Annotated in this window: 23 protein-coding genes and 1 pseudogene; 12 read left to right on the forward strand and 12 right to left on the reverse strand. The window is 74.1% G+C overall.

The window, feature by feature from the left end:
- Nucleotides 1-159 precede the first annotated feature (159 nt).
- Nucleotides 160-951 carry a deoxyribonuclease IV gene (locus tag ACGF7U_RS19245; protein ID WP_393108355.1) on the reverse strand — a complete coding sequence of 264 codons (792 nt, stop codon included), beginning with the start codon at nt 949-951 and terminating at the stop codon, nt 160-162.
- 640 nt (nt 952-1,591) lie between these two features.
- On the opposite strand from ACGF7U_RS19245, the gene rpsF reads away from it, so the two are divergent.
- The 4 genes from rpsF to rplI all read left to right on the forward strand — a co-directional run bounded on the left by rpsF (nt 1,592) and on the right by rplI (nt 3,241).
- Nucleotides 1,592-1,882 carry a 30S ribosomal protein S6 gene (gene rpsF, locus ACGF7U_RS19250; RefSeq protein ID WP_121397433.1) on the forward strand — a complete coding sequence of 97 codons (291 nt, stop codon included), beginning with the start codon at nt 1,592-1,594 and terminating at the stop codon, nt 1,880-1,882.
- Between the two features lie 80 nt (nt 1,883-1,962).
- Nucleotides 1,963-2,499 carry a single-stranded DNA-binding protein gene (locus ACGF7U_RS19255; RefSeq protein ID WP_172896610.1) on the forward strand — a complete coding sequence of 179 codons (537 nt, stop codon included), beginning with the start codon at nt 1,963-1,965 and terminating at the stop codon, nt 2,497-2,499.
- Between the two features lie 41 nt (nt 2,500-2,540).
- Entirely contained in the window at nt 2,541-2,780 is a 240-nt protein-coding gene (rpsR, locus tag ACGF7U_RS19260) for a 30S ribosomal protein S18 (RefSeq protein WP_007073789.1), read from the forward strand.
- A 14-nt stretch (nt 2,781-2,794) separates the two neighbouring features.
- Nucleotides 2,795-3,241, forward strand: coding sequence for a 50S ribosomal protein L9 (rplI, locus tag ACGF7U_RS19265; protein ID WP_393108357.1), 447 nt, complete (start codon nt 2,795-2,797; stop codon nt 3,239-3,241).
- A gap of 160 nt (nt 3,242-3,401) precedes the next feature.
- Here the strand turns inward: rplI and ACGF7U_RS19270 are convergent, their stop codons facing one another.
- Complete coding sequence (locus tag ACGF7U_RS19270; RefSeq protein WP_393108359.1) at nt 3,402-4,916, reverse strand: hypothetical protein; 1,515 nt, start codon at nt 4,914-4,916, stop codon at nt 3,402-3,404.
- A 411-nt stretch (nt 4,917-5,327) separates the two neighbouring features.
- Between ACGF7U_RS19270 and dnaB the strand changes: the two genes are divergently transcribed.
- Nucleotides 5,328-6,719 (forward strand): replicative DNA helicase, encoded by a 1,392-nt coding sequence (gene dnaB, locus ACGF7U_RS19275; protein ID WP_393108644.1) that lies wholly within the window; start codon nt 5,328-5,330, stop codon nt 6,717-6,719.
- 15 nt (nt 6,720-6,734) lie between these two features.
- On the opposite strand, the gene ACGF7U_RS19280 is transcribed toward dnaB, so the two are convergent.
- The 5 genes from ACGF7U_RS19280 to ACGF7U_RS19300 all read right to left on the reverse strand — a co-directional run bounded on the left by ACGF7U_RS19280 (nt 6,735) and on the right by ACGF7U_RS19300 (nt 12,596).
- A complete protein-coding gene (locus tag ACGF7U_RS19280) occupies nt 6,735-7,415 on the reverse strand; it encodes a maleylpyruvate isomerase N-terminal domain-containing protein (protein ID WP_393108361.1) in 681 nt (226 codons plus the stop codon).
- A gap of 115 nt (nt 7,416-7,530) precedes the next feature.
- A complete protein-coding gene (locus tag ACGF7U_RS19285) occupies nt 7,531-7,956 on the reverse strand; it encodes a zf-TFIIB domain-containing protein (RefSeq protein WP_393108363.1) in 426 nt (141 codons plus the stop codon).
- 19 nt (nt 7,957-7,975) lie between these two features.
- Nucleotides 7,976-8,611 (reverse strand): phosphoribosyltransferase, encoded by a 636-nt coding sequence (locus tag ACGF7U_RS19290; protein ID WP_393108365.1) that lies wholly within the window; start codon nt 8,609-8,611, stop codon nt 7,976-7,978.
- Nucleotides 8,586-9,917: a glycosyltransferase 87 family protein gene (locus ACGF7U_RS19295; protein ID WP_393108367.1), complete on the reverse strand. Its 1,332-nt coding sequence runs from the start codon at nt 9,915-9,917 to the stop codon at nt 8,586-8,588. The genes ACGF7U_RS19290 and ACGF7U_RS19295 overlap by 26 nt, the downstream gene beginning before the upstream one ends.
- Nucleotides 9,918-10,079: 162 nt before the next feature.
- Nucleotides 10,080-12,596, reverse strand: a complete 2,517-nt coding sequence (locus ACGF7U_RS19300; RefSeq protein WP_393108369.1) for a putative bifunctional diguanylate cyclase/phosphodiesterase — start codon at nt 12,594-12,596, stop codon at nt 10,080-10,082.
- A gap of 906 nt (nt 12,597-13,502) precedes the next feature.
- Here ACGF7U_RS19300 and moaC point away from each other — a divergent pair.
- The 4 genes from moaC to ACGF7U_RS19320 all read left to right on the forward strand — a co-directional run bounded on the left by moaC (nt 13,503) and on the right by ACGF7U_RS19320 (nt 16,264).
- Nucleotides 13,503-13,994, forward strand: a complete 492-nt coding sequence (gene moaC, locus ACGF7U_RS19305; RefSeq protein ID WP_393108371.1) for a cyclic pyranopterin monophosphate synthase MoaC — start codon at nt 13,503-13,505, stop codon at nt 13,992-13,994.
- The gene (locus tag ACGF7U_RS19310; RefSeq protein ID WP_393108373.1) at nt 13,991-14,461 is read left to right on the forward strand and encodes a molybdenum cofactor biosynthesis protein B; all 471 of its coding nucleotides are present in this window, start codon (nt 13,991-13,993) and stop codon (nt 14,459-14,461) included. The genes moaC and ACGF7U_RS19310 overlap by 4 nt, the downstream gene beginning before the upstream one ends.
- Before the next feature lie 82 nt (nt 14,462-14,543).
- Nucleotides 14,544-15,803 carry a molybdopterin molybdotransferase MoeA gene (locus tag ACGF7U_RS19315; protein WP_393108375.1) on the forward strand — a complete coding sequence of 420 codons (1,260 nt, stop codon included), beginning with the start codon at nt 14,544-14,546 and terminating at the stop codon, nt 15,801-15,803.
- The gene (locus ACGF7U_RS19320) at nt 15,800-16,264 is read left to right on the forward strand and encodes a molybdenum cofactor biosynthesis protein MoaE (protein ID WP_393108377.1); all 465 of its coding nucleotides are present in this window, start codon (nt 15,800-15,802) and stop codon (nt 16,262-16,264) included. The genes ACGF7U_RS19315 and ACGF7U_RS19320 overlap by 4 nt, the downstream gene beginning before the upstream one ends.
- A 19-nt stretch (nt 16,265-16,283) precedes the next feature.
- Here the strand turns inward: ACGF7U_RS19320 and ACGF7U_RS19325 are convergent, their stop codons facing one another.
- Both ACGF7U_RS19325 and ACGF7U_RS19330 read right to left on the reverse strand, forming a co-directional pair.
- A complete protein-coding gene (locus ACGF7U_RS19325) occupies nt 16,284-17,726 on the reverse strand; it encodes a glycosyltransferase 87 family protein (RefSeq protein WP_393108379.1) in 1,443 nt (480 codons plus the stop codon).
- A gap of 214 nt (nt 17,727-17,940) precedes the next feature.
- Nucleotides 17,941-18,486 (reverse strand): DoxX family protein, encoded by a 546-nt coding sequence (locus ACGF7U_RS19330; RefSeq protein WP_393108381.1) that lies wholly within the window; start codon nt 18,484-18,486, stop codon nt 17,941-17,943.
- Between the two features lie 134 nt (nt 18,487-18,620).
- Between ACGF7U_RS19330 and ACGF7U_RS19335 the strand changes: the two genes are divergently transcribed.
- Complete coding sequence (locus ACGF7U_RS19335) at nt 18,621-19,166, forward strand: GNAT family N-acetyltransferase (protein WP_393108383.1); 546 nt, start codon at nt 18,621-18,623, stop codon at nt 19,164-19,166.
- A gap of 90 nt (nt 19,167-19,256) precedes the next feature.
- Here the strand turns inward: ACGF7U_RS19335 and ACGF7U_RS19340 are convergent, their stop codons facing one another.
- From ACGF7U_RS19340 to ACGF7U_RS19350, 3 genes and pseudogenes are all read right to left on the reverse strand, one after another.
- Complete coding sequence (locus tag ACGF7U_RS19340; protein ID WP_393108385.1) at nt 19,257-20,498, reverse strand: AAA family ATPase; 1,242 nt, start codon at nt 20,496-20,498, stop codon at nt 19,257-19,259.
- Between the two features lie 184 nt (nt 20,499-20,682).
- Nucleotides 20,683-21,108, reverse strand: coding sequence for a hypothetical protein (locus ACGF7U_RS19345; protein ID WP_393108646.1), 426 nt, complete (start codon nt 21,106-21,108; stop codon nt 20,683-20,685).
- A gap of 593 nt (nt 21,109-21,701) precedes the next feature.
- Nucleotides 21,702-22,202: pseudogene (locus ACGF7U_RS19350) on the reverse strand (hypothetical protein); the annotation flags it as partial.
- 386 nt (nt 22,203-22,588) lie between these two features.
- Here ACGF7U_RS19350 and ACGF7U_RS19355 point away from each other — a divergent pair.
- Nucleotides 22,589-23,617 (forward strand): EamA family transporter, encoded by a 1,029-nt coding sequence (locus ACGF7U_RS19355; protein WP_393108387.1) that lies wholly within the window; start codon nt 22,589-22,591, stop codon nt 23,615-23,617.
- 10 nt (nt 23,618-23,627) lie between these two features.
- The gene (locus ACGF7U_RS19360; protein WP_393108389.1) at nt 23,628-24,275 is read left to right on the forward strand and encodes a prepilin peptidase; all 648 of its coding nucleotides are present in this window, start codon (nt 23,628-23,630) and stop codon (nt 24,273-24,275) included.
- The last annotated feature ends 6 nt before the right edge of the window (nt 24,276-24,281 follow it).

A 24,281-nucleotide genomic window follows, 5' to 3' on the forward strand; every position in this document is an offset into this window, starting at 1 on the left:
TGTCGCCCGTACCGCTCGCCGCGCCGGCCCGGTCGGCGGTCCTCGTGGTCGCGGAGTCGCCCGGGGTGGGCGGGCCTGCGGTCGCGCCGGCCGGCATGTCGTCGCCGGTCGACCCCGACGTACCTGGGCGGGGGCCGCCTGCGGCGGACTGGTCGGTGGTCATGCCGCAGGGCTCTCCGCGCCGAGGCGGTCACGCAGGAAGGCGATGTCGGCGCCCTGGCCCTCGACGCCGCCCGGGGTCTCGACGATCACCGGCGCGCCGGCCGCGCGGATCACCGCCACCAGCAGCTCGGGGTCGATGGTCCCGCCGTCGAGGTTGTCGTGGCGGTCCTGGCCGGAGTTGAACGCGCCCTTGGAGTTGTTGGCGTGCACCAGGTCGATCCGTCCGGTGATCGCCTTGACCCGGTCGACCAGCCCGAGCAGCTCCTCGCCGCCGGCGTGCGCGTGGCAGGTGTCCAGGCAGAAGCCCACCTCGTAGTCGCCCACCGCGTCCCAGAGCCGGGCGAGCGCGTCGAGCCGCCGGGCGCACGCGTTGTCGCCGCCGGCGGTGTTCTCGATCAGGACCGGCAGCTCGAAGCCGCCGGAGTCCGCCGCGTAGGCGAAGGTCTTGCGCCAGTTGTCGAACCCGACGGCGACGTCGTCCCCGGCGTTGACGTGTCCGCCGTGGACGATCAGCCCCTTCGCGCCGATCGCGGCGGCCGCCTGCGCGTGCCCGATCAGCAGCTTGCGGCTGGGGATCCGGATCCGGTTGTTGAGGGTCGCGACGTTGATGACGTACGGCGCGTGGACGTAGAGGTCGACGTCCGCGGCCCGCAGCTTGTCCGCGTCCTCCCGGGGCTTCGGGGCTTTCCACCCCTGCGGGTCGGAGAGGAAGAACTGCACGGCCCCGGCCTCTCGGGCCGTCGCCTCCGCCAGCGGGTCGGTCGAATCGACGTGGGCTCCGATACGCATGCCCGGGAGCCTACGTCGCCGCGCCGACAGCCGGGGTGACGGCGGTGGGGAGTGCGATCCGTCGGCGCGTCACCTCCCGGCGCCGGTGGTCGTTGATGTGAGTGGGATCCACGGTCGGTGCTCCCGGGCGAGGCGGCCGCCGGCCGGCCCGCCGGGGAGCGACCGTCCAGCCCGGGAAGCGCGGGCACCCCCGTCGCGCGGCCCGGCGCGACGGGGGCCGACCCCGCGAGAGGTACGCCGGCTCTCGGGAGAATTTCGGAGAAATCCGCCATTTCCGCCAACAAGGGTCAAGAGTCGTTGTAACGTCGGGTAACAACACGATAAAGCTCCGCGGGGCGTTCCCGGTCCAACCTCATCGGTGTGGTCGTTCCTCCCCAGGTCCCACCCAAGGAATGCGGACGGGACGCCCCGCGGCCTCGTGCGCGGGGGCTCGCATCGACACCGACGTCGACGCGGGCCCCCGTCGCACGCTGTCCGGGGCGGGTCGACCCACCACCCCGGGCATGATCGTCCGGACCGGGTATCCTGGTCCGGTTGTCCGCGTCCGGCCGGGTCCCCCCGGGACCGGCGTGGGCCACGACGCACGACCTCCTGCCACGGAAGGACCGTGGCCGCTTAGCCCACAGGAGGTGAGCACGTCTTGCGTCATTACGAAGTCATGGTGATCCTCGACCCCAGCCTCGAGGAGCGCACCGTCGCCCCGTCGCTCGACACGTACCTGAACGTGATCCGGACCGCGGGTGGCTCGGTGGAGAAGACCGACGTGTGGGGCCGCCGGCGCCTCGCGTACGAGATCAACAAGAAGGCCGAAGGCATCTACGCCGTCATCGACCTGCAGGCGACGCCCGCAGCGGTGGCCGAGCTGGACCGTCAGCTGCGGCTCAACGAGTCCGTGCTGCGCACCAAGGTCATCCGGCCGGAGATGCGCTAAAGCATTCAACCCGGTTCACCCGGATCAGCCTCATCGGCTCTGTCGGAGGGCTCTGAGAGCCTGTACGGCAGAACTGATGAGTGCGCGAGGAGATGGTCATGGCAGGAGACACCACCATCACGGTCATCGGCAACCTGACCGATGACCCCGAGTTGCGGTTCACCCCCTCCGGTGCGGCGGTCGCCAAGTTCCGGGTCGCTTCGACGCCCCGGTTCATGGACAAGGCCTCCGGCGAATGGAAGGACGGCGAGCCGCTCTTCCTGGCGTGCACCGTGTGGCGGCAGGCGGCGGAGCACGTCGCCGAGTCGCTCCAGCGGGGCGCCCGCGTGATCGTCTCGGGCCGGCTGCGTCAGCGGTCATACGAGACGCGCGAGGGCGAGAAGCGCACCGTCATCGAGCTCGAGGTCGACGAGATCGGCCCGTCGCTGCGCTACGCCACGGCGAAGGTGCAGAAGATGTCCCGCTCCGGCGGCGGTGGCGGCGGCTTCGGCGGCGGTGGTGGAGGTGGCCAGGGCGGCGGCGGAGGCAACTTCGACGACCCCTGGGCCTCGGCTGCACCGGCACCCTCGCGCGGTGGTTCGGGTGGCGGCAACTTCGACGAGGAGCCCCCGTTCTAATGGCGCCGAGCGCCCGCGATCGCAAACCAGGAGCACGAGCAATGGCCAAGGCCGCTGCACTTCGCAAGCCGAAGAAGAAGGTGAACCCGCTCGACAAGGACGGGATCACCTACATCGATTACAAGGACACCGCGCTGCTGCGCAAGTTCATCTCCGACCGCGGCAAGATCCGCGCTCGGCGGGTGACCGGCGTGACCTCGCAGCAGCAGCGGCAGATCGCCCGTGCGGTCAAGAACGCCCGTGAGATGGCGCTCCTGCCGTACACCGCCACGGCCCGCTGAGAGGAGGCACCGATATGAAGATCATCCTGACTCAGGAGGTGTCCGGCCTCGGTGCCCCGGGCGACATCGTCGAGGTCAAGAACGGCTACGGCCGGAACTACCTGCTGCCGCAGGGCTTCGCGATCGCCTGGACCAAGGGTGCGGAGAAGCAGGTCACGGTCATCAAGCGGGCCCGCTCGGCCCGGGAGATCCGCGACCTCGGCCACGCCAACGAGGTGAAGGACCAGCTCGAGGGCCTCAAGGTCAGCCTGAAGGCCCGTGCCGGTGACGGTGGTCGGCTCTTCGGCTCGGTCACCCCGGCCGAGATCGTCGACGCCGTCAAGGCCGCCGGTGGTCCGGTCCTCGACCGTCGTCGGCTGGAGCTGCCCGGTCACATCAAGTCGATCGGCTCCTACCCGGTGCGGATCAAGCTGCACCCCGAGGTGACCGCCAAGTTCGACCTCAACGTCGTCCAGGGCTGACACCTCACCCCAGCACCACGACAGGGCCCGCACCGACCGGTGCGGGCCCTGTTCGCTGCCGGCGCCTCGCCCTCGTCGTACGGTCGGGGTGACACGAGACGCCGTGGGCAGGGCGAAACTGTTCGCCCGGGCGCGACGGCCGGGGACACCGCCGCCCGCGTCAGCCGATCGGCTGCCCGGTGACCGCGCTGATCATGACCGTCGAGAGGCCGCCGCCGACCACCGCCGCGGCGAGCGCCACCGTGGCCGAACGCCAGGTGGTCCCGACCCGGCGCAGCAGCAACGCCACGACCAGGCTGCTGGCCAGCGCCACCCCGAAACGCGGCAGGCCCGACGCGAGCGACCCCAGCGCCCGGGACCGCGGCGAGTCGCAGCCCCCTCCGCTGATGTCGGTGACGCAACCCGCCGGCGCCTGCCCGTCCAGGGTCAACAGCCAGCAGAAGACCAGCACCGCCGGCACCAGGTAGCACGCGGCGGTGTAGAGCAGCGGCCGCCACGGCCCGCCCGGATCCGGGTCGAGCAGGTCGTCCTCGATGCGGCGGGTCCACGCCCCCGCTCCGGCGAGCTCGCTCCGGCGGCGTACGGGTGGGGTCGCACCCCGCGACGGGGCGGCCGCCCGCCGTGCTGGCGCGGTGCGCGGTCGGGGGGCCGTGTAGGAGACCACCGGCGAACGGGGGGCCGACGCCGACGGGTCCATCCACCGCGGGTCGTCGCCCGCGAGCCGGGTGCCCGACCAGAAGCCCTCGCCCCGGTCGTCCTGCCCGGGCCAGGGCCAGCCCTCCGCGCTGCCGCCGCCGGAGCGCGGCGGTCCCGTCCGGTCCCATCCGTCGCCGTCGGAGTGTCTCTCCCACTGGCCCGTGCTGTCCGGCTGGTGCCACCGGCCGGTGGCGTCGGTCCGGTCCCACCGGCCGGCGTCGTCCGAGCGGTCCCACGGGCCGACCTCACCGGCCGGTCGCCAGGCGTGCACACCGGACGCGTCCCACGGGTCCACCGCCGGACGGTGGGAGGGCTCCGCGGCTCGGCGCGCCTCCCGGTCCCAGGGGTCGACCGCCGGCCCGTTCTCCGCCGCCTGCCGGCTTCGGCGGGCGGGCCGTTCGACCTCCCACGTCGGTGTCGACGCGGCCACGTCGGCCGGCTCATCCAGACCCGACCAGACGACCTGCGGAGGGCTGGACGGCAAGCGTCTCGGCCGGCTCTGCGCCGCCGCCCCGGACACCGGGTCGTCCTCGGCCCGGCGGCGCCCCGAATAGCCCTGTTCCTGTGGCCGGTCGAACGTCCACTCGCCGGTGTGCTCCGAGCGGGGGGTGGCGTCCACCGCCGGCATCTCGTGCCAACCGGTCTCGCTGACCCGGCGCCAACCGCTCGCGGTCTCCGTGGTCCGCCAGCCGCCATCGGACCGGGGGCGCTCGACGCTGTTCTCGTCGTCGGGCGCGGCGTGCCGACCGCCCCCGTCCGGGCTGCGTACGCCGGACTCCAGCGCCCAGCGCGGCAGGTAGGGGTCGACGGGCTCCTGTTGGCCGCGCTCGGCGGCGCGCCGGCGGCTCGGAGTGCGGAACCGAGCGGTGTCGTGGTCGTGGGGGTCGACGCGTGACGGGTCGGCGGGAGCGTCCCAGGGACCGACCGGCTCTCGCCCGCGCGGACCATCCTCTCCGCGTCCCCAGTCCCGGTAACTCACGGCCGGAGCGTGACCCTTCTCAACCGATGGCGCAATCCGCTGTCCAGGTGTAGCCGTTCGCTGGAGATAGTACGGGACGTTCGACCGGACAGTTCGACCGAAAACTTGCCGTCCACAGGGTGGGGATTGTGTTTCCGCAGCCCACGAGCTTGTGCGGGAGAATTCCCCAGCCGTTGTCCACAGGCTGTGCACACCCTGCGCACATACTCGTCCACCGGCGTCCACAGGTTGTCCCGAGGCTCGTCCACCGCCGTGCTTGAGGGGCTGACCTCGGGTTCCGTAAGGTGGGCCCCCGACCGGCCGTGCGATGACCCCCGATCGACCGGCAGGTCGAGGTTGTCGTACCTCGGCGGTAGAGCAGACCTTGGATCCGACGCAGTGGAGGGGGGACCCGTGTCGGTCACCGACGACATGCGGGCGGACCCGCGCTCCGGCAGCGGTCAGGCCTCCCCGCCGCCCCAGCGTGACGGACAGTTCGACAAGACCCCGCCCCAGGACGTCGCCGCCGAGCAGTGCGTCCTCGGCGGCATGCTGCTCTCCAAGGACGCCATCGCCGACGTCGTCGAGATCCTGAAGACCAACGACTTCTACCGGCCGGTGCACGCCACCATCTTCGACACCATCCTGGAGATCTACGGCCGGGGCGAGCCGGCCGACTCGATCACCGTGGCGGCGGCGCTGGCCGACTCCGGCGACCTTGTCCGGATCGGCGGCGCCCCCTACCTGCACACGCTGATCGCCAGCGTGCCGACCGCCGCGAACGCCGCCTACTACGCCCGCATCGTCAGCGAGCGGGCGGTCCTGCGGCGCCTGGTCGAGGCCGGCACCAAGATCGTGCAACTGGGCTACGGCACTGGTCAGGGCGGCAGCCGCGACGTCGACGACATCGTCGACCTCGCCCAGCAGGCGGTCTACGACGTCACGGAGCGCCGCGTCAGCGAGGACTTCGCCGTGCTCGCCGACATGCTCCAGCCGACGCTCGACGAGATCGAGGCGGTGGGCGCCCAGGGCGGCATGATGACCGGCGTCCCCACCGGCTTCACCGACCTGGACCGGCTCCTCAACGGCCTGCACGCCGGGCAGCTCATCATCGTGGCCGGAAGGCCCGGTCTGGGCAAGTCAACCGCCAGCATGGACTTCGCCCGGAATGCTGCGATCCGCGCCAACCAGGCGTCGGCGATCTTCTCGCTGGAAATGAGCAAGGTCGAGATCGTCATGCGACTGCTCTCGGCCGAGGCCCGGGTGCCGCTGCACGTCCTGCGCAGCGGTCAGCTCTCCGACGACGACTGGACCAAGCTCGCCCGTTGCATGGGCGAGATCAGCGAGGCGCCGCTCTTCGTCGATGACACGCCGAGCATGAACCTGATGGAGATCCGGGCCAAGGCGCGCCGGCTCAAGCAGCGGCACGACCTCAAGTTGATCGTGGTCGACTACCTCCAGCTGATGACGTCGCCGAAGCGCACCGAGAGCCGGCAGCAGGAGGTCGCGGACCTGTCCCGTGGCCTGAAGCTGCTGGCCAAGGAGGTCGAGTGCCCGGTGATCGCGGTGAGTCAGCTGAACCGTGGCCCGGAGCAGCGCACCGACAAGCGGCCGCAGCTGTCCGACCTGCGCGAATCGGGTTCGATCGAGCAGGATGCCGACGTGGTCATCCTGCTGCACCGCGACGACTACTACGACAAGGAGTCGCCGCGGGCCGGGGAGGCGGACTTCATCGTCGCCAAGCACAGAAACGGTCCGACCGACACGGTGACGGTCGCGGCCCAGCTCCACCTGTCGCGCTTCGTCGACATGGCCATCGTCTGAGCAAGGCCGCGCGGGTCAGCCCAGCAGGGGGAACCAACCGGCGACCTCGCCGAGTTCGAGCTGGTCGCGGTCGGTCAGCGGCGCCCGGCCAGTCGCCTTGAGCAGGTATTCCGCGTCGCTCCATGCCGCCGGGCGGACGGCGTCGTCGCTGAGCAGGCCGTCCATCGTGGCCACGGCGACCCGCGTGGCGAGCGTCCCGGGCAGGGGCGCGTCGGGCAGGTCGAGGACCATGTCCAGGTGGTGCACGACGGCCTCGGTGGTCAGCGTGGCGAGCAGGTCCGGCACCCGCAGCACGTGCCCCTGGGTGGCGACGCAGCCGTCAGGGTCGGCCGCGCCCGCGGCGCGTACGGCGGCGGGGGCGGTGTCGGTCCAGAGCCGGACGACCCCGCTCGGCCGGTCGAAGGCGGCGGCGGAACGGCGGGCCCACCACGCGTGCCGGGCACTGTCCCCGTCCCCGCCGGGCGGGAACGCGCGCCAGTAGCTCACGTCGTCCACGTCGGGCGGGCCGTCGGCGGGGCTGGCCAGCGCGACCAGGGCCCGCTGGGCGTCGCAGACCACGTGGAACAGCAGGTCCGCGACGAGCCAACCCCGGCAGCGGGTGGGCCGTTGCAGGTCGGCGTCGTCGAGGTCGGCCACGACCCGGATGATCCCGTCGTACGCCTGCGCCAGCGCGATGTGCTGCCCGTGGTGCGTCATGGGGTGCAGCGTCGCACGCCCGTCGCCGGCCAGCACGGCGAGCGGCGGCACTTCGAGCGGGCGTGACCACGGGTGACCGGGCCGGTCGAGGCACCGGCCCGGTCGACGGATCGGCTCAGCCGAACATCTCGTCCAGGAAGCTCTTGTGCTTCTTGCGCTTGTAGTGCCCGTGGTAGCCGTGGTGCTGCTGGCCGTGCCCGTACGCGGGGGCCGGCGGGTAGCCGTGCGCGGGCGGCGGGGGAGGCGGGACGGCGCCGTAGCCCGGCTGGTGCGGGGCGGGGGCCGGCGGCGGGGGCGGCGGAGGCGCGTAGCCGCCCTGCTGGTGGCCCGGCTGGCCGGGGTAGCCGCCCTGCTGGTGGGTGGGCTGCGCCGGGGCGCCGCCCTGCTGGCGGTTCCAGTTGGCCTCCGCCTCGAACAGCTTCTCCAGCTCGCCGCGGTCGAGGAAGATCCCCCGGCACTCGCCGCACTGGTCGATGACGACGCCGCTGCGCTCGTACTGGCGCATTTCTCCGTGACACTTGGGACAGGTCAGGCTCATCACCCGACCGTACCCGGTCCGGTCACGCGGTCGCTGTCAGCGCTTCGGTGACTTCTGCGTCGGCGACCTCGTGGAAGTCCTCGTAGTAGGCGCTCACCGCCATGAACTCGGGCGGGTGCTGCGCGCAGATGACCTGGTCGGCCTCGGCGGCCAGCATCTCGTACGCCTCCTGCGAGCCGACCGGGACGGCGACCACCACCCGGCGTGCGCCGAGGTGGCGGGCGACCTGGACGGCGGCGCGGGCGGTGGCCCCGGTGGCGAGGCCGTCGTCGACGATCACGGCGGTGCGCCCGGTCAGGTCCAGCGGCGGGCGTCCGGCGCGGTAGAGCCGCTCCCGCCGTTCCAGCTCGGCCTGCTCGCGGCGGTTGACCTCGTCGATGTCGCCCTGGCTGAGTCGGCTGGCCACGACGTCGTTGAGCACCTGCACGCCGCCGGGGCCGAGTGCGCCGAACGCCACCTCGGGTGCCCACGGCATGCCGAGTTTCCGGACGACCAGCACGTCCAGGGGCGCGCCGAGGCGTTCGGCGACCACCCGGGCCACCGGAACGCCGCCGCGCACCAGCCCGAGCACGATGACGTCCGGTTCGCCGATCAGGGCGGTGAGCCGGTCGGCGAGCATTCGGCCCGCCTCTTCACGGTCGCGGTAGGTGGTGGTCATGCCTCAGGTCTACGCCGTGTCGCCGCCCTTCGCCCGCCAGTTCGGCGAACCCGGGCCGCAGCGCGGCGGCCCAGACCAGGAGGGCGATCGGGTAGAGCAGGTAGCCGAAGCGGGTCGAGGGCATCAGCAGGATCGCGGCGAGCAGCCCGTACCCGCAGACCAGCGCGGCGGCGACGGCGGTGCGGGGCGGGCGGCGGGCGAGCCGGACGGCGATCGCCAGCCCGGCCGCCAGCAGCAGGGCGGCGGCGACCGCGCGGCCGGCGGGCAGCGCGGTGGCGATCAGGTGGCCGGGGAACGGCGACTGCGCCGGGCTCGTCACGAGGCCGTGGCCGAGCGGGAAGCGGAGCACGTTCTCGACCAGCGCGTCGCGGTCGACGAGCAGGGCGGGGAGCAGCGCGGCGGCGGGCAGGCCGAGCGCTCCCGCCGTGACCCGCAGGCCCGCCCGCCGGGTCATCCCCCAGACGATCAGCACGAGGGCGACGGGCCACGCGAAGAGCTTCAGCGCCCCGGCCAGGCCGACGGCGATTCCGACCCGGCCCGGTCGTCCGGCGGCGGCGAGGGCCAGTGCGAGCAGGCAGAGCGCGAGGACGGGCAGATCGTCGCCGCCGGTGGCCAGGGTGAGCGCGCAGACCGGCAGCACGGTGGCGGCCTGTACGCCCCGGAGCACGGCGGACCCGGCGCGGCCGCTCGCCGGCCGAACGACCCGGCTGAGGCTGCGGACCGCCAGGGCCAGCGCCAACGCGGTGCCGACCGCGAACCAGACGCGGGCGTCGGTCCACCAGGCGTCGACGGCTGCCCGGGGCAGCCCGAACAGGGCCATCCCCGGCTGGTACGGGGTGTAGCCGAGCAACTGCTCGCCGGGCGGCAGGGCGGCGATCGCGTCGTGCCCCAGGTACGGAGTGCCGGTGTCGACCAACCGCCTGCCGGACTCCTCGACGACCAGCACCTCCTCCTGCGCCCGGTCGCTGCGTCCATCCGCCCGCTCGACGCTCTGCCAGGCCAGCGGCAGCAGGGCGGTGGCGAACCAGGCGAATCCGGTGACCGCCCAGCGGGCCCGCAGGCCGGTCAGCGACGATCCGGGGTCGCGCCGGCGCAGCAGGAGTTGGCCGGCCGCCACGAGGGCGGCGAGGAGGTATCCGACGGCGGCGATGCCGCCCCAGGCCCGGTGCGGGACCAGGGTGGACGTGGCGGCGGTGATCGCGGCGAACGCCGCCGACACGGCGTACAGGCCGAGGTCGAGGGCGAGGCCGCCGGCGGCGGAGTCGAGGGCCCGCCAGCCGCGGCGGGTGGTCGGGGCGGCGGTCACGCGGGCCAGTCTGGCAGACCCGGTCCGCCGCGCTGTCACGCGTCGAGTCCGGGCCGGCGGACGGTCGCGTCGGCCCGCCGCCGTCGGCTGGGTCACCCTCGCCGATCGGGCCGGGCCGACTGCGGCACGGTCGGCCGGTCGCGGTCGCGGTCGGTCGGGTGGTCAGGCGGGCAGGTGGCGGTCGGTGCGGCCGCGCCCGCCCTGCCGGCGGCCCGGAGCGAGCCGGATCACCGCGCCGGTGTCGTGCAGGGGCGGCGCGAGGGCGCCGGGGCTGCCCCCGGAACCGCGGCGGAACGCCGCGAGGAGCATGCCCGCCGGCATCGGCCGGGCGAAGAGGTGGCCCTGGCCGGCGGTGCAGCCCAGCTCCCAGAGCGCCCGGCGCTGCGGCTCGCTCTCCACCCCTTCGGCCACCACGTCGAGGCCGAGGCTGCGGCCCAGGTCGAGAGTGGAGCGGATGACGGCGGCGGCCTCGGCGGAGCCCTCCATGGCGGTGACGAAGCTGCGGTCGATCTTCAGCTCGTGCACCGGGATCCGGGAGAGCAGGGACAGCGAGGAGTATCCGGTGCCGAAGTCGTCCAACGCCAGCCGGACCCCCTCGTCCCGCAGCCGGCTGAGCACCCGGTCGACCACGTCGAGCTGGCTGAGCGTCAGCGTCTCGGTCAGCTCCAGCACCAGCCGGTCGGGAGGCAGGTCGTGGGCCCGCAGCCGGGCCAGCACGGAGCCCGGGAAGCGGGCGTCGAGCAGGCTGCGCGGCGACACGTTCACGGCCACCGGCACGTCGAAGCCGGCGTCCCGCCAGGCGCTCGCCGCGATCAGCGCCTGGTCGAGGATCGCCTCGGCGAAGGCCGGGAGCAGCCCGGAGCGTTCCACCGCCTCCAGGAAGCGCAGCGGGTCGATCACCCCGTGGGTGGGGTGGCGCCAGCGGGCCAGGGCCTCCGCGCCGGTGACCAGGCCGGAGCCCAGGTCGACGATGGGCTGGAAGTTGACGGTGAACTCGTGGTCGGCGACGGCGCGCGGCAGTTCCCCGCCGAGGGTCAGCCGGCCCAGGTCGGCGGTGTCCCGGGTCGGGGCGTACGTCGAGGTGCGCTGCCCGGCCCGCTTCGCCTGGTACATCGCCACGTCCGCGCGGCGCAGCAGCTCCGCCATCCCCCCGGTGGCCGGCGCGGCGGCGATCCCGCCGCTCGCCTCGACGCTGATCCGCATGCCGTCCAGGTCGAAGGGCTCGTGCAGCGCGGCGAGCAGGGTCTCCGCGCGGTGCGCGGCCACCGCCGGGGCCGGCAGCCCCCGCAGGAGTACGGCGAACTCGTCGCCGCCCAGCCGGGCCACCAGGTCACCCTCCTGGGCGGCGCCGCCCAGCCGCTCGGCGACCTGCACCAGGACCTGGTCCCCGGCGGCGTGCCCGAGGGTGTCGTTGACCTCCTTGAAGTGGTTGAGGTCGATCAGCACCAGCGCGGTCACCCCGTCGGCGTGCCGGGTGTTGAGGTGCTCGGTGCCCTGGTCGAGCAGGTGGCGGCGGTTGGCCAGCCCGGTCAGCGCGTCGTGCGTGGCGGCGTACGCGTGCTCGTCGGCGACCCGGGCCAGCTCGGCGTACGCCTGCGCGTTGCGCACCGCCGTGCACAGGGCCGAGGCGAAGGTGCGCAGCGTGTACTGCTCCCGCTCGGAGAGCTGCACCGGCCCGCGGAAGCGCAGTCGCAGCACACCCACGTCGGCCGTCCGGTCGTGCCCCTCCAGCGCGACCGGGACCACGGTGCCGTCGACCGTGGTGGGCTCGCCGGCCGGCCCGTCGTACGTGATGGCGCCCGATCCGCCGCGCACGGTCCGGCCGCCGTCGCGCAGTTCGATTTCCACCTCGTCGGCGGAGAACAGCTCGGCGGCCTGGGTGACCGCGGTGGTGAGGACCTCGTCCAGGTCGACGACGTTGAGCGCGTCGGTGGTGCGGGCCAGCCGTTGCCACGCCTGCTGCTCGGCGCGCCCTCGAACCCGGGTCGAATAGGCGAGGTGAAGACTGAGGACGAGGGGCGGAACGGCGAGCAGCAGCCGAGGATCCGCCCTGAGGATGAGCAGCGTGCAGACCGCGACGACGAAACGCACGCCGAAGCCGGCCAGCCGCAGATCCAGGTTGCTCAGGAACTGACGGCTCACCCGGTTGCCCGACGCGAGTGCGATCACCGGAATCGCCAGGAGGTCGTCGAGCAGTGCCGCGACGAGGTAGATCGCCCCGAGGGACGTGATGAGGTCGGGCACGTCCGCCGGCGGCCACCGCCAGTGCAGGGCCAGCGCGACCGCGCCAGCCCCGGCCGCGACCAGGATGTTCTTGCCGACGCTGAATGCGGTCTTGATAGCCGGAAGGCCCATGATGACGGACGCGACACCGATGCCCGCGCCGGTGGAGATCACGACCCACGCCGGCGGTGCGACGGCAAGCCCGATCACGATCGCCGTCTCGGCCCACGTGATGGAATGCGTCGTCGACCTGATGCGCATCGGAGCCTTCACGATCGTCCCGAGGGCCGTTATGAAGGTGAGCGCAACGATGGTGGCCACATCGCCGACGGAGTTGGGTGGGCTGTCGACCAGTGAGCCGAGGGCGACGACGGCGGGTGCCACCGCCAGCGCGACCACCAGGCCCACGAGCGACAGCAGTTGCCGATCTGTCCTGCTCGCGTTTCCTGGCGTCATCCCGGCCATGAGGCTCCTGTCGTCGCCGACAGTTACATACTGACGACGGGAGCCTACCGCTCGGTGTCGCCAAAAGTCAGTGCCACTCGCTGCCACGCATGATGCGCTCCTTTCGCTTCGTCCCCGAACCCGAGGCCGCTCCCTGAGGAATCGGCCTTCAGTGAGGGGAGCGTAGGAGAAATAGCGAATGGTTAGCAGCAATAAATGTCGGTATGCGCAACATTAGCCAAGCCTGGGGCTTCTTGTCACGTTCTGTCCATCGTTCCTGAGCGGAGCGCATAGGTGTTGTGCCGCTACCGGAAGGCGGCTTCGCGTACCTGATGATGGCAGCAGGGAAGGAACTCCGCCGTGGCCAGTGTGGAACTGCGAGACCGCCGGCGTCATCCGCGCTTCGGTTGGACGGCAACTGTCAATGGCCCGGTGGACCACGCGTTGCGCCCGCGTTACCGCCGTGTGCTGTGGACCGACGAATCGCGCACTGTGCCGAGCCCGTGTCCACCGACTGTGGGTGATCATTGCATTGCCCACCGGTCCGGAATAGGTCACGGGGGACTGGCGAAATTCGTGTCCCGGGCGGCCTCGCGGTGTGGCAATCCGAGCGGCGGCAGCACGAACTGGCGCTCGTATTGTCGGCCGACCCGGGCGAAAGGCGCGCCGAATGTGCCGCGCGTCGATCGGTCTCGGCCGGACCGTCGCCCGTTCCGTAAGACATGACGAAAGCTGTCGAGGCGCACCGGCAAGCGCTCGAACTCGCGACCCGGATCGATCAGCCGTACGAGCGGGCGCGCGGGTCGCAGTTGAGCAGCGTCTGTCGAATTCGCGTTGCCGGTCCCGATTGCGTCCTGCGCGTCCGGCACGACGGGGAGGTACGGGCAGGATCCCCGTACGACGGATAGGCTCGCGGCCGTGACCGATCCCGCGCAGCTCACCCACGTCGACCAGGCGGGCGCGGCCCGCATGGTCGACGTCTCCGCCAAGGCGGTCACCGGCCGCCTGGCCGTCGCCGCCGGACGGCTCCGCACCACGCCAGAGGTGGTCGAGCTGCTGCGCCGCGACGGGCTGCCCAAGGGCGACGCCCTGGCGGTCGGCCGGCTCGCCGGCATCATGGGCGCGAAGCGGACGCCGGACCTGATCCCGCTCTGCCACCCCATCGCCCTGCACGGCGTCACGGTCGACCTGACGCTGACCCGCGACACCGTCGAGATCACCGCCACCGCGCGGACGGCGGACCGGACCGGGGTGGAGATGGAGGCGCTGATGGCGGTGGCCGTCGCCGGGCTGGCGCTGGTCGACATGGTCAAGGCGGTCGACCCGGCGGCGAGCGTCGACGCCGTCCGGGTGCTGCGCAAGGAGGGTGGCAAGACCGGCGAGTGGGTTCGCCCGGCGGACCGGCCGTGATCCGGGCGCGGGTGGTGGTGGCGTCCAACCGGGCCGCCGCGGGGGTGTACGCCGACACCAGCGGCCCGCTGCTGGTGGCCGGGCTGCGCGAGCTCGGCTGCGAGGTGGACGAGCCGGTGGTGGTGCCGGACGGCGAGCCGGTGGGCGAGGCGCTGCGGGCCGCCCTGGCCGACGGGATCGACGTCGTGCTGACCAGCGGCGGCACCGGGATCAACCCCTCCGACCGCACCCCCGACGTGACCCGCGCGCTGCTCGACCACGAGATCCCCGGCATCGCCGAGGCGATCCGGGCGCACAGCCGGGACAGGGTGCCCGCCGCCGCGCTCTCCCGGGGCATCGCCGGCGTCGCCGGCCGGATGCTGGTGGTCAACCTGCCGGGGTCGACCGGCGGCGCCCGGGACGGCCTGGCCGTGCTCGGGCCGATCCTCGTCCACGCCGTCGACCAGCTCCGCGGCGGCGACCACTGACGGTCCCGCCCGCGCCGTCGACCAGCTCCGCGGCGGCGACCACTGACGGTCCCGCCCGCGCCGTACCCGCTAGGCTCGGCCGGTGAGCACGGAAATCGCACCGGCCGCCGACCCGGCCGCCGCGCCCCCGCCGGCCGGCTGGGACGAGGCCCGGTCCCGCGTGTACGCGGTCGGCCTTGCCGCCGCGCTCCCCGCCGTCAGCCGGCCGCTCGCGGAGATCGACGGTCACACCCTCGCCGAACCGCTGGCCACGCGTACGGACCTGCCCGCCTTCCCCACCTCCAGCGTCGACGGCTGGGCGGTGCGCGGAGCCGGCCCGTGGCGTCAGGTCGGTCGGGTGCTGGCGGGCAGCACCCCGGCACCGCTGCGCGACGACGGGACGACCGTCGAGATCGCCACCGGCGCGATGGTGCCCGAGGGGGCCACCGCCGTGCTGCGGGTCGAGGAGTCCCGTCGTACGCCCGACGGCCTCGTCGACGGCACCCCACGGCCGGCGCCGGAGTGGCGCGAGCCCGGCGAGGAGGCGTACGCCGGGGAGGAACTGGTCCCGGCCGGCACCCCGGTGGACCCGGCGGTGATCGGCCTGGCCGCCTCCTGCGGTCACGACAGCCTGCGGGTGCGGCGGCAGCCGCGCGCCGCGCTGCTGGTCTTCGGCGACGAACTGCTGACCGCCGGCCCGCCCGCCGCCGGCCGGGTCCGCGACGCGCTCGGGCCGGCGGTGCCGGCCTGGCTGCGCCGGTACGGCTGCGTGGTGCGCCCGTCGGACGTGGTGGGACCGGTGGCGGACACCCTTCCCGCGCACGTGGCGGCCCTGCGCGCGGCACTTGCCACCGCCGACCTGGTCTGCACCACCGGCGGCACCATGCACGGCCCCGTCGACCACCTGCACCCCACGCTGGAGGCGCTCGGCGCCGACTACGTGGTCAACACGGTCGCGGTGCGCCCCGGCTTCCCGATGCTGCTGGCCCGGCTGGCCGGCGCCGACGGGCGGGTCCGGTTCGTCGCGGGGCTGCCCGGCAACCCGCAGTCCGCCGTCGTCGCCCTCGTCTCGCTGGTCGCCCCGCTGCTGGCCGGCCTGTCGGGCCGCCCGATGCCGGCGCTGCCGCACGCCACGCTCGCCGAGCCGGTGCGCGGCCGGGGCAGCTACACGCACCTGGCGCTGGTCCGGCTGGACCGGGTGGCCGGCACCGCCCACCCGGTCCGGCACGTCGGTTCGGCGATGCTGCGCGGGCTGGCCGGCGCGGACGGGTTCGCCGTCATCCGCCCCGGCACCTCGGGCGAGCCCGGTGACCGGGTGCCGGTCGTGCCGCTGCCGCTGCTGCCCGGGGAGCGTGCGTGGTGAGCGCGCCTACCGCCGACGCGTCAGGCCGACTCGCAGACCCCGGGCCGACGACGTTCGGCGAGGTCACCGACCGGCCGCTCGACCTGGCCGCGCACGAGGCGGCGGTCGCGGACCGCCGGGCCGGCGCGGTGGTGTCGTTCCAGGGGGTGGTCCGTGACCACGACCACGGCCGCGCGGTGACCAGCCTGGAGTACGAGGGCCACCCGAGCGCCGAGCGGGTGCTGCGCGAGGTGGCGGCCGAGATCGCCGGGGACCCGGACGTGTACGCGGTCGCGGTGTCGCATCGGGTCGGCCCGCTCGCCATCGGCGACGTGGCCCTGGTCGCGGCGGTCAGCACGGCCCACCGGGCCGCCGCGTTCGCGGCCTGCGCGCGGCTGGTCGACGAGGTCAAGGCGCGGCTGCCGATCTGGAAGCGGCAGGTGTTCGCCGACGGCACCGAGGAGTGGGTGAACTGCCCCTGACGGGGCCGGCCCACTCCCCTCAGCGGCGGACGCCGAGCGCGGCCTGGCGGGCCGTCCGGTCGCCGTAGAAGGCCGGCTCGGCGCCGGGACGCCACGGCAGCGCGGCGACGAGCACGATCAGGGCCAGCGCCAGCGAGTTCTCCATCAGGGCGCCGAAGAGGCCGTCCTGGTAGTGCGACACCTCGGGGAGCTGGTGCTCGTACGGCCAGATCGGTGAGACCAGGAAGAGCAGGTAGAGCCCGAGCGCCGCCACGGCGTGCCGGAGCCCGGTCAGCGTCGGGTACCAGATCGGCGGGCGGAGCCCGTTCACGCCCGGCAGCCCGCCGTACGCGCCCTGACCGGCCCGCTGCGCCAGCCCGCGGCTGGCGTCGCGGCGGCGTACCGCTGCGTCGGCCAGCACGACGATCGCCGGGATGACCCAGACCAGGTGGTGCGTCCAGGAGATCGGGCTGATCACGTTGGCGGTGAGGCCGACCAGGGTGAACGCGGTCAGCTCGTCGCCGTCGGCGCGCGCGTTGGCGGCCCGGGACAGGCCGAGCGCCAGCATCAGCACGGCGAACGACAGCCAGAGCAGGCCGGGCGTCTCGATCGAGTCGTAGAGCCGGGCCAGCAGCCCGGCCAGCGACTGGTTGGGGGTCATGTCGGCGGCCCCGACCCGCTCGGTCTGCCAGAGCACGCCGCCGAAGTAGGCCCGGGACTCGGCGCCGACGACGGCGAAGGAGCCGAGGGTCACGGCGATCACCGTGCCCACCGCGGTGGCCGCCGCCCGCCACTGTCGCGTGATCATCAGGTAGGCGATGAACAGGGCCGGGGTCAGCTTGACCGCGGTGGCCAGGCCGATGCCGAGGCCGGCCCACGCGCCGCTGTAGACGAAGCGCAGCAGCGGGCCGTCGGTCTCGGCGATGTCGGGGCCTCGGCGGGAGCGCCAGCGCAGACCGATCAGGTCGGCCATGATCAGCGCGAAGAGGAGCAGGTTCACCTGGCCGTAGCCGAGGGTCTCCCGGGCCGGCTCGATGGCGACCGCCAACGGCGTCGCGATCGCCACGGTGAACCAGAGCGGCCAGCCGAGCCGGTCGACGATCGGGCGGAGCAGACCGGCCAGCACGACCGCCAGGGCGGCGATGCTGGCGAGCGCGTTGACCATGCCGGCCAGCTCGACCGGCAGGTGTGCCATGGGCAGCATGACCAGACCGCCGAACGGCGGGTAGGTGAAACCCAGGGTGGTGCCGGGTGCGATGAACTCGTAGAGCTCGTGACCGCTCGCCCACCACACCACCGCGCCGTGGTAGATCTTCATGTCGAAGAAGTTGTACGGCCGCCCGAAAGCGCCGATGGCGAGCCATGCGGCACAGGCGACGGCGGCCACGATGCCGGTCCGTACGACTGTTCTACGATCGATCCCACGCGTTACGCGACGGACTGGGGCGAGGCGGTCCACCCGTCTTCCGACGGTCGCCGGCATGGCGTGGCCACCCCCGTACCAAGGTCGTCCTACCCGTCCAGGTCCTGCACGGAGCCTAGAACGGCGCCTCACGTTAATGCCTCCCGCGTTATGCGACCGTGTCCGATCCCACACAAGTTTTTGACATTTCCGCCCCGTTAACGCCTACCGGGTGGTTCAGGTGATTCGTGGGCGTTGGCGGGTGGGACCGGCGGAGGGGAGGTATCGACGCAGGTCAGCCGGGGAGTCGTCGGGCCGTCGCTGCCGATCGTACGGCGATTCGGGCCTCTCTGCGGGCGGTACGCACGGCTCGCCGCACGGAACGTCGGGAGTGGCCGATCCGGTGACCGGTCCGCCACCGCAGACCCGGCTTCCCGCCGGTGTCCGCCGCGGCGAGCAGCAGCCCGCCGAAGAGGCCGAGGTTCTTCAGGAAGTGGATCTGGTTGTTGTGGCGCGCCATCGGGTCGTCGTTGTTCCAGAAGGGATGCCCGGCGACGGTCACCGGGACGAGCGTGCCGGCGAGGATCAGCGCGGCCGGCCGGGCGAAGCGTCCGGTGGCGAGCATCAGCCCGGCGCCGACCTGCACCGCCGCGTTGAGCCGGATCAGCGTCTCGGTGTCGGTGGGGATGCGCGGGTCGGCCTTCTCCAGCAGCGGCGTCACCCGGTCCGTCACCGGCTTGGCGGCGGGGACCAGCCGCCCCGGGTTCTTGAAGTTGGTGAACCCGCTTACCACGAAGATGCCGCTCAACATGGCGCGGGCGAGGGAGCGCACGGGTTTCATGGCTCAGTCATACCCCGTCACCGGCGCGGCTACCCCGGCAACCGCCGATCCGGACCGGTCGGCGTGGACACCGCGCCACGCCGATTCGAGCGACCGTCGCGGATGGACCGGCTACGACGGGTAACGTCCCCCGCGTGACGACGTTGCGGCTGCGACCCGAGGACCCGGCCGACGCCGGCGCGGTCCGTCGGGTGCTGGCCGCCGCTTTCGCCCGGCCCGACGTGGCCACGCCGCCCGAGGTGGGACTCGTCGACGAGTTGCGCGACAGCGACGCCTGGCTGCCGGAGCTGGCGATGGTCGCCGAGTACGGCGGCGAGGTCGTCGGGTACGCCCTGCTGACCCGGGTCCGGGTGAAGTCCGACGACGCCACCGCCCCGGCGCTGGCCCTCGGCCCGGTGGCGGTCGCGCCGCACCGGCAGCGGATCGGGCTCGGCGCGGCGGTGGTCCAGGCGGCCCTGGACGCGGCCACCGAGCTGGGCGAGCGGTTGGTGGTGGTGCTCGGCGACCCGTCCTACTACCACCGGTTCGGTTTCGGCAGGGCCGACCGGATGGGCCTGACCAGCCCCTGGTCCGGTCTCGGTGACCCCTGGCAGGCGCTGGTGCTCCCGCCGACCGTCAGCGGCGAGGGGCCGCCGCCGCGGGGCGAGGTCCTCTTCCCCCCGCCCTGGTCGAAGGTCTGACGCCCGCGCCGGGCCGTCCGCCCACCGGACCGTCGCGCCGGGCCGTCCGGCCGCCGGATCCCCGCGCCGGTGGCGGGCCGTCGCGGCCGGTCAGGACGGTTGGGTACGCAGGTAGCGGCCGAAGTGGGGGACGGTGAAGGCGACCGTGCCGCGCTCGCCCGAGTAGATCAGGCCCTTCTTGATCAGCGCGTCCCGGGCCGGGGAGAGGCTCGCCGGCTTGCGCCCGAGGGCGCGGGCGATCTCCGCCGTCGGCACGGCGGCGTCCATGTCGTCCCGCCCGCCCCCGTCGGCCTCCCCCTCCACCAGGGACAGCGTGGCCATCGCCCGCATGTACTCGCGCTCGGCCGGGGTGGCCCGCTCGAAGCGCGAGCCGAAGAAGCCGACCGCCAGCTCGGCCTCGGCCTCCGGGGCGGCGACCCGCACGTCGGCGGCGGTGATCGGCGAGCGGGGCGCGTGGTCCCAGGTCGCCTTCCCGTACGCCTGCACGAAGTACGGGTAGCCGCCGGACTTCTCGTAGAGCAGGTCGAGCGCCTTCTGCTCGTACTCGACCTCCTCGCGCTCGGCGGGCGCGCAGAGCGCCTGGTCGGCGGCGATCCGGTCGAGCCGGTCGATGCGCTGGTAGCGGAAGAGCCGCTCGGAGTACGACTTGGCCGCGCTGAGCACGGCCGGCAGGTGCGGCAGCCCCGCGCCGACCACGATCAGCGGCGCGCCGAGCTGGGACAGCTCGTGGCAGGCGGCGCAGAGCGCGGAGACGTCCTCCGGGCCGAGGTCCTGCATCTCGTCGATGAAGATCGCGATGCCGGTGCCGACGTCGGCGGCCACGGCGGCGGCGTCGGTGAGCAGCTCGACCAGGTCGATCTCGATGTCGCCGGAGTCGGCGCGGCCGCTGGCGGCGGGCACGTCGATGCCGGGCTGCCACCGGTCGCGCAGCTTCGGGGCGGCCCCGCCGCGACCGGCCGGCGCGGAGCGTTGGGCGAACGCCTTGAGCACGCCGAGGAAGGCGTCGATCCGGTCGGGCGCGCGGTGTCGCGGGGCCAGCTCACGCACCGCCATGTGCAGGGCGGCGGCGACGGGGCGGCGCAGCGACTGGTCGGGTCGGGCCTCGATCTTGCCGCTGCCCCAGAGGTGGTTGATGGCCTGGGACCGGAGGGTGTTGAGCAGCACCGTCTTGCCGACCCCGCGCAGGCCGGTGAGCATCAGGCTGCGTTCCGGCCGGCCCCGGGCGATGCGCTCCAGCACGACGTCGAAGACGTCCAGCTCGCGCCCCCGCCCGGCCAGCTCGGGCGGACGCTGACCGGCGCCCGGGGCGTACGGGTTGCGGACCGGATCCACGCATCGCACAGTATCGGGCCGTCTAGCTGCGGGGCTAGACATCCGTAGATGGGGCAACCGGCGTGTCGGGCCGTCCACGGCTGCCACCGCGCCGGGCCCTGCCGCCGGTGCCCGGACCGGGATCGGCGTCGAGACAAAACTAGGGCTGTCTAGCGTCCACGCTAGACAGCCCTAGTTTTGGTAATCAGCGCTTCTTCAGGCAGAGCACGTAGTCGAGGAAGTCCAGCGAGTTGTCGTGCACGTAGTTCGCCGTCGCCTTCGGAGCCCGGGTCTTGCACCGGTCGCCGTCCGTCGTGCCGGGGATGCGCAGCAGCACCTCGTACGTGTTCGGGCCGCAGGGCACCTTCCGCAGCTCGGCGTCGGTGGCGGTGCCGTCGTTGACCACGCAGTCGCCCTTGGCGAAGTCGTCGTCGTCATCCTCGGTCGGGCTCGGCTCGGCCGAGGTCGGCGCGGCGCTGGGCTCGGCCGTCGGCTCGCTGCTCGGCGTGGCGGGAGCGCTCGTCGCGGGGGCCGAGATCGGGTCGTCGTCGTCGCCGGATTGCCAGGCCGCCCAGCCGGCGATCCCGAGGCACGGGCAGAGCAGGAGCACCGCCACCAGGCCGATGATCAGGGCGATCTTTCCCCCGCCCTTCTTCGCCGGCGGGGCGACCGGCGGCGCCCCGAACCCGCCGGGGGTGGGCGGCGGGGCGCCCCACTGGCCACCGGCCGCCGGAGCGGGCGTCGGTCCGGCCGGCGGAAACGGCCCGGCCGGCGGGTAGCCACCCTGCTCCGCCGACGGCTGACCGCCCGGCGGCGGGTACCCGGCACCTGAGCTCGGCGGCGGCGGGTAGCCGGCACCGGAGGACGGCGGCGGGGGGTAGCCCGACCCGGAGGACGGCGGCTGCGCCGGCTGGCTCCACATGGGCGTGGTCGGCGGCTCGGCGGCCGGGCCCGGCTGGCCCCAGGCGGGGGCGGCGGGTGGCTCCCCGCCGGGCTGCGGCTGCCCCCACTGCGGCGCGGTGGGCGGTTCGCCGCCGGGCTGCGGCTGGCCCCACTGCGGGGCGGCCGGTGGCTCCGCGCCGGCTGACGGCGGCTGTCCCCACTGGGGCAGCGTCGGGTCGACGGGCGGCGGCCCGCCCGGCGTGCCGGGCGGGCGCTGGTAGGGGTCGTCCGGCTGTCCGGGTGATCCGTAGGTTGTCATCTCTTCCCCAGGGGTGCGGTTGCTCAGCGCTGCTTCAGGCAGAGCACGAAGTCGAGGGTGTCAAGCTCGCTGTCGAAGAAATACCAGTTGGTGTAGCCGTCGACCTTGGCGCACTTGGCCGCGGCGTCCTTCTCGCCGCTGGTCGTTCCGTCGATCCGGCGCAGTACCTCGTACGTCTGCGGACCGCAGTCGCTGATCAGCAGCTTGGGCTTGCCGCCGGCCGGACCGTCGTTGCGGACGCACTGCCCGGCCTTGACGAAGCGCGGGTCGGCGGAGGATTCGGGGGCCGGGGCGCTGAGCGCCGAGGTCGGGCCGCCCGCCGACGCCTCCGGCACGCCCGTCGCGGCGGCCGGCGCCGACGCGCTCTGCGTGCCCAGGGGCGCCTCGTCGTCCTGGCCGAGCAGGTAGAGAACCGCCGCGCCGCCGCCGAGGGCCAGCACCGCCACCGCCACCAGCACCGCGACTACCGGCCCCCGGCCGCGTCGGCGCGCCGGCGGCGGGGTGGGAGCGGCGGCGTACGGGGCGGGGGCCGCGGCGGCGTCCTGGTCCCGCCAGGGGGCGTACGGCTGGGCGGCAGGACCGTGGTCGTCAGCGGGTGGCGGCGGCCCCGGATGGTAGGTCCCCTGGTGGTGCGGCCCCGATCCGTGGCCGGCATCGCCCCGCCGGTAGGGGTCCGCGCCGTAGCGGGGCTCCGGCGGCGGGTACGCGGCGTGCGGGTCGTCCCACCCGCCCCGCCCGGCGGACCCGGCGGGGGGGCCGTACGCCTCGTCGGGCTGCCGCCCGCGCCACGGTTCCGGGTCCCCCCGACCCGGTGGTCCGTAGTTCGCCATGCACGTCTCCCGCGTGAGTGGTGAGAGGCCGGCCACCAACGAGGGACGCCGACGCCCACGCCACCGTAGCGTGTCCACCGATGAGACCACGCTCACCGAGTGCGCCAGCGCCCGCCGGCCCGCCCACCCGGACCGACCCGGCCGCCGGGGCCGGCCGGGCGGCCGCCGCCACGCCGGCGCTGGTCTGGACCGCCCTGCTGCTGGTCTACGTCCTGTGGGGCTCCACCTACCTCGGCATCAAGATCGCCGTGGAGTCGATGCCGCCGCTCGGCTCCGCCGCCCTCCGGTTCGCCGCCGCCGGTCTGGTGCTGGCGGTCGTGCTGCGGCTGCGCCGGGGCCCCGGCGCGCTGCGCGTCGACCGCCGGCAGCTCGGCTCGGCCGCGTTGGTCGGGGTGCTGCTGCTGGCGGGCGGCAACGGGCTGGTGGTGCTCGCCGAGTCCGGCCCGCCGGGCGTCGCGGTGCCCTCCGGGATCGCCGCGCTGCTCGTGGCCACCGTCCCGCTGCTGGTGGTGCTGCTGCGTACGGTCACCGGCGACCGGCCCCGGTTCTGGACGCTGGCCGGGGTGACGCTGGGCTTCGTCGGCCTGGTGCTGCTCGTGCTGCCGACCGGCGGGGCGGACGCCGTACCGCTCGCCGGGGCGTTGACCGTGGTCGCGGGCGCCGCGAGCTGGTCGGTCGGCTCGTTCCTCTCCGGCCGGATCCGGATGCCCGCCGACCCGTTCGTCGCCACGGTCTACGAGATGTTCGCCGGGGCGGTGGCGCTCGCCGTCCTCGCCACGGGTCGCGGCGAGCTGGCGGGCTTCGATCCGGGCGCGGTGACCGCCCGGTCGTGGCTGGCGCTCGCGTACCTGATGGTGGCCGGCTCGCTGGTCGCCTTCACCGCGTACGTCTGGCTGCTGCACCACGCCCCGATCTCGCTGGTCGCGACGTACGCCTACGTCAACCCGGCGGTCGCGGTGCTGCTCGGCGCGCTGTTCGTCGCGGAGCCGGTGACCGTGCAGGTGCTGCTCGGCGGTGCGGTCATCGTCGCCGGGGTGGCCCTGGTGGTGAGCACGGAGAGACCCCGACGTCCCGCACCGGGGAACGCGCCGGAGCCGTCCCGCCGGTAGCGTCCGGCCCGTGTCGGGCGGGCTGGTGGCGTACGCGGCGCTGCTCGGCGGCCTCGCCGGCCTCGCCGCGCCCCGGGTCGGCCGCCGCTGGACGGCCCGCCCGGCGTCGAAGCGGCCCGGTTCGGCCACCGGGTCCGGCGCGCTCGCCGGTGCGGCGGTGGGGGCGGTCGTGTTCGCCGGGCTCGCGGCGGCCCGCGGCGACGATCCGGCCCTGCCGGCCTTCCTCGGGCTGGCGGCGTTCGGGCTGGTGCTCGCCGTGGTCGACCTGGCCTGCCTGCGGCTGCCCGATCCGCTGGTGCGCGCCGCCGCGCTGGTCGTCGTCGGCGGACTGGCCGGCGCGGCGCTGTCGATCGGGGCCCCGGAGCGGCTGTTCGCCGCGGCGGCGGGCGCCGCGCTCTCCTTCGCCGGCTACGTGCTGCTGGCGCTGCTGCCCGGCTCGCGGCTGGGCTTCGGCGACGTGAAGCTCGCCGCCGTGCTGGGCCTGCCGCTCGGCTGGCTGGGCTGGTCGCCCCTGGCCCTCGGGCTGCTCCTGCCGCACCTGCTCAACGGCGTGGTGGTGCTCGCCCTGCTGGCCGCCGGCAGGGTGCGTCGGGACACCCCTCTCCCGCTCGGCCCGGCCCTCCTGGCGGGCGCCTGGCTGACCGTCCTCACCGCCTGACCCGAC

This window comes from Micromonospora sp. NPDC047670, assembly GCF_043204915.1.
Classification (GTDB): Bacteria; Actinomycetota; Actinomycetes; order Mycobacteriales; family Micromonosporaceae; genus Micromonospora.

What these genes read in the sequence shown, in the direction of transcription:
- ACGF7U_RS19245 (WP_393108355.1), bottom strand. Translation starts at nt 951, where the DNA reads ATGCGTATCGGAGCCCACGTCGATTCGACCGACCCGCTGGCGGAGGCG.
- rpsR (WP_007073789.1), top strand. Translation starts at nt 2,541, where the DNA reads ATGGCCAAGGCCGCTGCACTTCGCAAGCCGAAGAAGAAGGTGAACCCG.
- rplI (WP_393108357.1), top strand. Translation starts at nt 2,795, where the DNA reads ATGAAGATCATCCTGACTCAGGAGGTGTCCGGCCTCGGTGCCCCGGGC.
- dnaB (WP_393108644.1), top strand. Translation starts at nt 5,328, where the DNA reads ATGCGGGCGGACCCGCGCTCCGGCAGCGGTCAGGCCTCCCCGCCGCCC.
- ACGF7U_RS19280 (WP_393108361.1), bottom strand. Translation starts at nt 7,415, where the DNA reads ATGACGCACCACGGGCAGCACATCGCGCTGGCGCAGGCGTACGACGGG.
- ACGF7U_RS19290 (WP_393108365.1), bottom strand. Translation starts at nt 8,611, where the DNA reads ATGACCACCACCTACCGCGACCGTGAAGAGGCGGGCCGAATGCTCGCC.
- ACGF7U_RS19300 (WP_393108369.1), bottom strand. Translation starts at nt 12,596, where the DNA reads ATGACGCCAGGAAACGCGAGCAGGACAGATCGGCAACTGCTGTCGCTC.
- ACGF7U_RS19325 (WP_393108379.1), bottom strand. Translation starts at nt 17,726, where the DNA reads ATGCCGGCGACCGTCGGAAGACGGGTGGACCGCCTCGCCCCAGTCCGT.
- ACGF7U_RS19330 (WP_393108381.1), bottom strand. Translation starts at nt 18,486, where the DNA reads ATGAAACCCGTGCGCTCCCTCGCCCGCGCCATGTTGAGCGGCATCTTC.
- ACGF7U_RS19355 (WP_393108387.1), top strand. Translation starts at nt 22,589, where the DNA reads ATGAGACCACGCTCACCGAGTGCGCCAGCGCCCGCCGGCCCGCCCACC.